The organism is Bradyrhizobium sp., assembly GCF_049691595.1.
Classification (GTDB): Bacteria; Pseudomonadota; Alphaproteobacteria; order Rhizobiales; family Xanthobacteraceae; genus Bradyrhizobium.
This window is the reverse complement of sequence record NZ_JBAVNZ010000325.1, coordinates 1-6,779: the sequence shown is the minus strand read 5'-3', so window position 1 is coordinate 6,779 and position 6,779 is coordinate 1. Positions and strand designations below refer to the sequence as shown.

Annotated in this window: 10 protein-coding genes, 1 tRNA gene and 1 pseudogene; 8 read left to right on the top strand and 4 right to left on the bottom strand. The window is 60.1% G+C overall.

Features of this window, described 5'->3' with window-relative positions:
• Positions 1 to 34: 34 nt before the first annotated feature.
• Positions 35 to 838, bottom strand: coding sequence for a DUF1906 domain-containing protein (locus WCE35_RS14280; protein ID WP_424593989.1), 804 nt, complete (start codon positions 836 to 838; stop codon positions 35 to 37).
• 324 nt (positions 839 to 1,162) lie between these two features.
• Between WCE35_RS14280 and WCE35_RS14275 the strand changes: the two genes are divergently transcribed.
• Entirely contained in the window at positions 1,163 to 1,399 is a 237-nt protein-coding gene (locus WCE35_RS14275) for a hypothetical protein (protein WP_424593988.1), read from the top strand.
• Positions 1,400 to 1,484: 85 nt separating this feature from the next.
• On the opposite strand, the gene WCE35_RS14270 is transcribed toward WCE35_RS14275, so the two are convergent.
• On the bottom strand, positions 1,485 to 1,793 hold the full coding sequence (locus tag WCE35_RS14270; RefSeq protein ID WP_424593987.1) for a transcriptional regulator: 309 nt from the start codon (positions 1,791 to 1,793) through the stop codon (positions 1,485 to 1,487).
• A 13-nt stretch (positions 1,794 to 1,806) separates the two neighbouring features.
• Positions 1,807 to 2,136 (bottom strand): type II toxin-antitoxin system RelE/ParE family toxin, encoded by a 330-nt coding sequence (locus WCE35_RS14265; protein ID WP_424593986.1) that lies wholly within the window; start codon positions 2,134 to 2,136, stop codon positions 1,807 to 1,809.
• A gap of 69 nt (positions 2,137 to 2,205) precedes the next feature.
• On the opposite strand from WCE35_RS14265, the pseudogene WCE35_RS14260 reads away from it, so the two are divergent.
• The 7 genes and pseudogenes from WCE35_RS14260 to WCE35_RS14230 form a co-directional block, all read left to right on the top strand.
• A pseudogene (locus WCE35_RS14260) lies at positions 2,206 to 2,421 on the top strand (catechol 2,3-dioxygenase); the annotation flags it as partial.
• A 124-nt stretch (positions 2,422 to 2,545) separates the two neighbouring features.
• A complete protein-coding gene (locus WCE35_RS14255; RefSeq protein WP_424593985.1) occupies positions 2,546 to 3,307 on the top strand; it encodes an SDR family NAD(P)-dependent oxidoreductase in 762 nt (253 codons plus the stop codon).
• 59 nt (positions 3,308 to 3,366) lie between these two features.
• Positions 3,367 to 3,816, top strand: a complete 450-nt coding sequence (locus WCE35_RS14250; RefSeq protein ID WP_424593984.1) for a VOC family protein — start codon at positions 3,367 to 3,369, stop codon at positions 3,814 to 3,816.
• A gap of 148 nt (positions 3,817 to 3,964) precedes the next feature.
• Entirely contained in the window at positions 3,965 to 4,399 is a 435-nt protein-coding gene (locus WCE35_RS14245; RefSeq protein WP_424593983.1) for a hypothetical protein, read from the top strand.
• Positions 4,400 to 4,421: 22 nt separating this feature from the next.
• The gene (locus WCE35_RS14240; RefSeq protein ID WP_424593982.1) at positions 4,422 to 5,102 is read left to right on the top strand and encodes a winged helix-turn-helix transcriptional regulator; all 681 of its coding nucleotides are present in this window, start codon (positions 4,422 to 4,424) and stop codon (positions 5,100 to 5,102) included.
• A 12-nt stretch (positions 5,103 to 5,114) separates the two neighbouring features.
• The gene (locus tag WCE35_RS14235; RefSeq protein WP_424593981.1) at positions 5,115 to 5,510 is read left to right on the top strand and encodes a TfoX/Sxy family protein; all 396 of its coding nucleotides are present in this window, start codon (positions 5,115 to 5,117) and stop codon (positions 5,508 to 5,510) included.
• Positions 5,507 to 5,794, top strand: a complete 288-nt coding sequence (locus tag WCE35_RS14230) for a hypothetical protein (protein ID WP_424593980.1) — start codon at positions 5,507 to 5,509, stop codon at positions 5,792 to 5,794. The genes WCE35_RS14235 and WCE35_RS14230 overlap by 4 nt, the downstream gene beginning before the upstream one ends.
• Positions 5,795 to 6,638: 844 nt before the next feature.
• Here WCE35_RS14230 and WCE35_RS14225 read toward each other — a convergent pair.
• Positions 6,639 to 6,712 (bottom strand) — tRNA-Gln (locus WCE35_RS14225).
• Between the last annotated feature and the right edge of the window lie 67 nt (positions 6,713 to 6,779).

Sequence of the window (6,779 nt, the reverse complement as noted above, 5' to 3'; positions counted from 1 at the left end):
TCCATGCGAGATGGCGGGTTAAAGAGAACCCGCCCTACGCGAGCTTTTTCTTGCGCTTGGCCGCGGCTTTGGGTCTTGCCCTGGCTTTCGCAGGAGCCTTCTTTGGCTCTTTCCTTGCCTTGGCGGCGATTTTCCTCTTCGGAGTGCGCGCCGCTGGAACGACGGCGACCTCCGCGCCAATTGCCGATGTCGGGGTGCTCGCAGGCAGGAGAAAGCCGCCGAAGTCACCGGCATTGCCGTTGATCTCGTCCGGATCGATCTCATCGCGGAAATTGCAAAAGTTTGCGAGCGGCAATGCCTGCAGAATATTCCAGCGGCGCGATGCCTTGAACGCCCGCGTTCCTCTGAAGCCGCCGGATTGCGAAAGCCACGTCAGCTTGACGATGCCGGCATCGAGCAAACCCTGGCACACGGCGCCGGAGCCATAAACCCCGATCCGATAGGGATTGCCCGCGGCTGCGAAAGTCGCGGCGATGGCCCGGAAATGCGGGAGGATCGCGCGATCGAATTCAGCCTGGGTCGCATCGAAATCGGCCGAAAAATAGATCGCGGAACCCTGCGGCTGGCGGATGACATTTTTGGCGTAGTCGAGTGCGTCCCGAGCTTCCCGCCTGCCCTTGGCCGAACTGAAGTCGGCCTCGAACCGATGGCGGTTCTGATAGACCGGCCATATCTTTATTCCCGCATCCGACAGTCGCCGCGCCTCCGCCGCCGTCAGTATCTTCGGGTTGATCCGCCTCGCGGTGTAGTAACGGCCGATCGCCGCGATCTGCTTGTCCTTCAGGCATGGGATCAGATTGCGCGCGTTTTGCGCGGTGTCGAGAGCGCTGAATGCCATGGTTTCCTCCGGGTCATTTTTGGGTGCGGGCGCGGGGACCGAGGCAGGGCGCAGCAGGGCCGGGCGTGGGGCGTTGAAGACGATACCGCCGGTTGCGGGGTGAAGCATTCAAGCCCGCGATGATGGCAGGGAAGGGGCGGTCGGCGCGGCCCGTTCGGTTGGCATCGCTGGGGCGAGATGGCCGGTTGATTCAGGTCAATCGCGCGAGGGCGCCGGCGTACGGCAAATTGTCCGGTTGCCGTTTACCACTTGTTATCCCCAGCGTCGGGCTTGCCAGGAACGGCCGCGGCGAAGGTCTATCATCACACCACAAGGAGCCGGGTGATGATTGACATCGCCAACATGGACCGCGCGCTTGACGAAACGCTGATGCAACTGGGCGCCATTGTGCTGCGATTGTCCGATCCGCAGGTAACCCGGACCGACGAAGAGCGCCACGCGCTGGCGCGGTCGGTCGATCAATTTTCGGTTTGCGCCGCGCGCTCAGGCAATCCCCGCGTCCAGGCGCTCAAGGCCCAACTCGTGGCGACGCTGCGACCGCGGCTGGTCGCCAGCAGGTAGCGGATTGCGGGCATTCGGCGAAAGCCGGTGGTGGGATCCATGCGAGATGGCGGGTTAAAGAGAACCCGCCCTACGCGAGCTGGCGTTACGCGACGTGTAACTCCACGCCTGCGCGCTTTTGAAGGTATCCGATCACACTAAACAGATTTTTTGCTTGCGGATTGCCGCGTGGGCCAAACATGCGGATGAGGCTCTTTGCAGGCGCGCCTGTGGCCTCACCCAGTTTCTCGAAGCCGACCGTCGCCTTGATGTAATCGCGCAGGATTGTCTTTCCGGTCTCGACATCGCCGCTGAGCATGGCATCGATGCCTTCGCGAAGAAGCGCTTCGGCAAATTTCCTGTCCGCCTTGACCCGGGCCTGCACGAGATCCTTGAAGGGTTTTGTTTTTGCCATCATCCGTCTCCGTTCAGCGCTGCCTGCGCTTGCCTTGTTTGTAGGTCCGCCAATAGTCTTGGGCCGTATCAATGTCCCGCTGCTGCCGCTTCTTTGTCCCGCCTGTCAGCAGGATCACGATCGTGTCGCCATCCCGCCCGAAATAAATCCGGTAGCCCGGCCCGAAGTCGATCTTGCATTCCAGCACGCCTTCGCCGACGCTCTTTACGTTGGAGAAGTTGCCTTGCTCCATGCGGGCTATGGCGCGGGCAATCTTGGCGCTCGCGACCGGGTCCAGTTCCGCAAACCATTCGGCGAACGGCTCCCGACTGCCGGCGGCGACATAGTAGCGGATTTCAACCATTCGATGTAAGTAACACAAGTGTTACCTCTCTGTCTATCCCGATCGCGCGGCATTGATCATCGTGCTCGAACCGGCCCGCACAAGCACGCGATCCAGCAGACCTTCTTCCTCTATGTCTACGAGCCCGGCGGCAACCGCGTCGAGGTCGCGAACGCCGGCGCCCGCCTGATCCTGGCGCCGGACTGGAAGCCGATCGTGTGGACCGAGGAGGAGCGCAGGAAAGGCCAGGCGTGGGGACTGAAGACGATCGAGTCGTTTCACACCCACGGCACGCCGCCGGTGTGAAGGGGGCCGAGTCTGTCGTGCTACCGTTACGCCATTCCCTGCGATACAGCCTCCAAGCTGGTGCTTTATTGACTTCATATATGAAACGACCCCACCCTCCGGTTGACGAAGGGAGGCATACGAGATGCTGATGAAGGGAAAGGTATGCGTCGTTACCGGTGCCGCGTCACTTCAAGGGATCGGCCGGGCTACCGCCCATATGCTCGCCGCAAACGGGGCGCATGTCGTGGTGATTGATGTCAGCGAGAACGTTGACAACGTGGCTGGAGACATCGCCGCGGATCATCCGTCATCGTCGATCCTTGGTGTGAAATGCAATATCGTGGACAGCGCGTCCTGTGAGCAAGCGGCGACCAAGGTCTCGCGTGTATTCAACCAGGTTGACGCCCTGATTCACTGCGCAGGCGTCATCCGCTCTGGCAGATATGATGAGATCAGTAGGAAAGATTTCGATGAGGTGATCGCAGTAAACCTCTCGGGGGCGTTCAATATCCTTCGATCCTTCACGCCCACGATGGTCGCGCAACGCGCCGGATCGATTGTCAATGTCGCCTCAGTCGCCGCGCAGCGCGGCGGCGGTCTGGTTGGCGGCTCGCATTATGCGGCGTCGAAGGGTGCAGTGCTCAGTCTGACCAAGTCTCTCGCCCGTGAACTCGGACCCATGGGTGTGCGCGTGAACGCTGTCTGCCCGTCTCTAATCGAAACTGATTTTGTTACCAGCGCCGTCTCAAAGGACCGTATTCGCGAGCTCACGGCCGCAATTCCTCTCGGCCGCCCCGGTCGTCCCGAGGAAGTCGCGGCGGCCTGCATGTTTCTGGCTTCCGACCTGTCGTCCTACATCACTGGCGCAACGCTGGATGTGAACGGCGGCAGTCATATCCACTGAGATCAACCCCTCGATTGCACTTTTTTGCGAGACCTTCAACAAACCCAAGGGGATCAAGGATGACGACGCGGTTTCATCATATTAACCTGTGTGCCAAAGACCCCTCGGATTTGGAGAGCTTCTATAAGGACGTACTCGAACTGGCCGAAAGCAACGCCTACAGCGGCAATCAGAAGCAGATCAAAAATCAAGGCTATCGCGGTCGCGTTGCCTTTTTGACCGATGGCACGAGCGAGATGCATCTTGCTACCCTCGACTTGAACGTGGCATTTCGCACCAAGCAGCCCATCAACCCGCTCGAGCGCGGCCATATCGCATTTCGGACAGATGATATCGAGGGCATCAAGCGGCGCCTGACGGAGCGCGGTGTGCCTTATGCCGACTTCGGCGCATGGGCCATTGAGGGGTGGCATCAGATCTTCTTCCACGACCCTGAGGGCAACATCGTGGAAGTTCATCAGGTCGGCAAAACCACGACCGAGGCCGGCATTTCCGAGAATACGCCCTAACCGGACATGCCGCGGACACGCCGAAATCAACGCAATGACCCAAATCCGACTCTTGTGAGTGCGCCGATGGCGCCGCCATCCTCAAGACTAGTTGACTCCAAATTTTATACTGTCTACTATAAAAAATGTAGTATGTTGGAGTTCGCCGATGTCTTCCGCATCTTACGTTGCCCGTCCAACCGGCGGCCGTAGCTTTTGGCTTGGCTTTGCCGCCTACCTGCTTCCGTCCTTTCCGATCGCTTTCGTCTGGCATCTCGTCCTGTTCGAGCAGAAGTATCATGCACTCCAGATCTATCGTGACGAACCGGTGATCGCCTTCGGACTGGGTTCAATGATCATCCAGGGCGCTATCTTCTCGTGGTTGTTCCCGCGGGTATTCATGCAAGGTAGCGGCTCCTTCCTGAAGGACGGGCTCTTGTATGGTCTTGGCGTAGGCCTGCTGTCGTGGTCGTTCACCACGCTCGCGGTCGCAGCCAAGAATGTGATGGTTTCCGTGCCGGATTATGTGCTGCTCGAAACCGCTTTCACGATCCTGCAATTTGCAGTCGTGGGTCCGTTGATCGCCCTCGCCTACCGAAGATGATGGGAAAACCGACCTCGAAGGAATGAGCAATCTTCACTACCCACAATTCTGCGCACTTGCCCGCGCGGCGGAAATCATCGGCGAGCGTTGGACTCTCCTGATCATCCGGGAGCTTCTTATTGGGCCGAAGCGATTTGGCGATCTCTTGGATCATCTTGACGGCATGAGCCCCACCTTGCTGACAGCGCGCCTCACCACCCTGATCGAGTGCAACGTCGTGCGGCGGACCGCCTTGCCGCGGCCGGTCAATGCGCAGGTGTACGAGCTGACCGAGATAGGCCGGGAAGTTCAGCCCGCGATCCGGGAGTTGATCCGCTGGGGCGGCCGCTTCCTGTTCCCGCCGGTGCCGGGCGACGCGTTCGAGCCGGATTGGGTGCTGCTTGGCCTTGACGCTATTGCGAAGCGTTCACCCGTGCCGGAAATCAGCGTCGGCCTTGTGGTCACCCATGGCAAGAAATCGGCAGGCTTCACGGTCGCGGGCAGCGCCTTCGGGACGACGATTCAAAGAGGCATCACCAATTGCAAGGGGACGCTGGAAGCCCCGTTCGACGCGGTGCTCCAGATTGTCGGGATGAGCGTATCCCTTCAGGACGCGATCGCGGCGAGGCGCGCCAGCACAAGCGGCTCCGTGGCGCTCGTCCGCAAGCTTCCCCTTCTGTTCGACCTTGCGGAACGCCGGCGCGTAACGCCCGCTGCAAACTGAAAGGAGGGGCCGGTGGCTTGGACGAAATCACCACAGTCGCTGATCGATCTGTTCGACAAGTCGGTTCCGTCAGGCGCAAATATTTCCCGCCGCAAGATGTTTGGCTACCCGGCGGCCTTCGCGAACGGAAATCTCTTTATCGGGCTGCACCAGAACGATTTCATCATACGGCTGTCGGAGAAGGATCGGGCCCGGTTCAGCACCGAATTTGGCGAACGGATCTTCGAGCCCATGAGTGGCCGCCCGATGCGTGAATATGTGCGATTGCCCGAGGAGCTACTGTCCGACGCGCGCAAGCGCGCATCCTGGATAAATCGTTCGTTGCAGTACGCCGAGGCTATCACGCCAAAGGCGAAGTCCCCGAAGAGAAACCATGTGCCCCAATCGGTGAAAAGGAGTCGAGCGTGAAGAAGTTTGTGCTGTTGCATTACGGATTCGAAAAACCCACTCCGGAAATCATGGCCGCCTGGGGCAAATGGTTCGAGGCGACCAAGCCGCATACCGTAGACATGGGCGGCTTCGGCAATGGTCGCGAAATCTCGAAGGGCGGAACGAAGGACCTTCCGCTCGGCCTCGACTCCATTACCGGCTTCACAATCGTCAACGCGGCAAATCTCGACGACGCGGAGAAGATAGCGCAAGGCAACCCTTTCATTTCGAGCATTCGAGTCTACGAAGTAAGGTCGGGCTGACACGGAAGAACCGTGGAGCGTGAAACTTGAAAAGCTCATTCAGTTCCGTTGTTGCACTTTCTGAAGTGCCGTCATGGCCACCTTGAGCCCGGAATGCGCACCAAGGCGGACGTCCGTTTCTAATTTGTGGGTTCACGCTCCAGTCGCTACGCAGGCCGGCCAGACCGAGACCTCCCTTGGCCGGCAGACCATTCTCTCGTCCCAGCCGGACCGGGGCGGCCAGCGATTGCCCGTCGCGTTGCGGCAGATTGGCACGACGGGCAAACTTCCGCTTCACGGAGACCCCAAATCAGTGGCTTAACTCCGGCCGTCCTGTTCCGAAAAGAGGGGCGGTCGCGCGTCGTCACGAACGCGGGATGGGATGTGGTGGACGCGACAGCGTCGGCGCGCAATGGCGGTCGCAGGGCGGGTTGAACCTCGTGAGCGATTGGCCGGCGCGCAGGACGAACGACGTTTTAGCGTACGGCAAAACCGTGTGGTCCTGACACCCGTTGCTGGTGCCAAGTCGGCGGTGGCAAACTCGAACCCGACCGGGGTTGAGGAGCCGCGAAATCCGCCGACGACGGTGACAAGACGAATTCGTCGCCGGGGAGAACACGGCATAAGCCGTAAAGCCATCACGCAGGGGATGCCGGGATGCTTCCGCTGAACCTGTATGCTCGTGCGCGCACTCCACTCTCCATTGCGCACGGGACCGCGGGTGCAGCGCGCACCCGGCATTCCCTGCACCCTCCCGCTTTCGAGGGTGAACCCCGTCAAGACTCGGGCGCATCGCGCCGCGAGACCGCGAAGGTATGTCCTTGATGAGGCGCAACTCGCGTGGGGGGAGCGGACCGCCGATCACTGGCTGGGGAACTAGGATTCGAACCTAGACAAACAGAGTCAGAGTCTGTTGTGCTACCGTTACACCATTCCCCAAGGATTGCTCAGCGGCATCAATGATTTAGACGTGCGGCCGGGCAATTTTCGCGGCGGGATCGTTGCC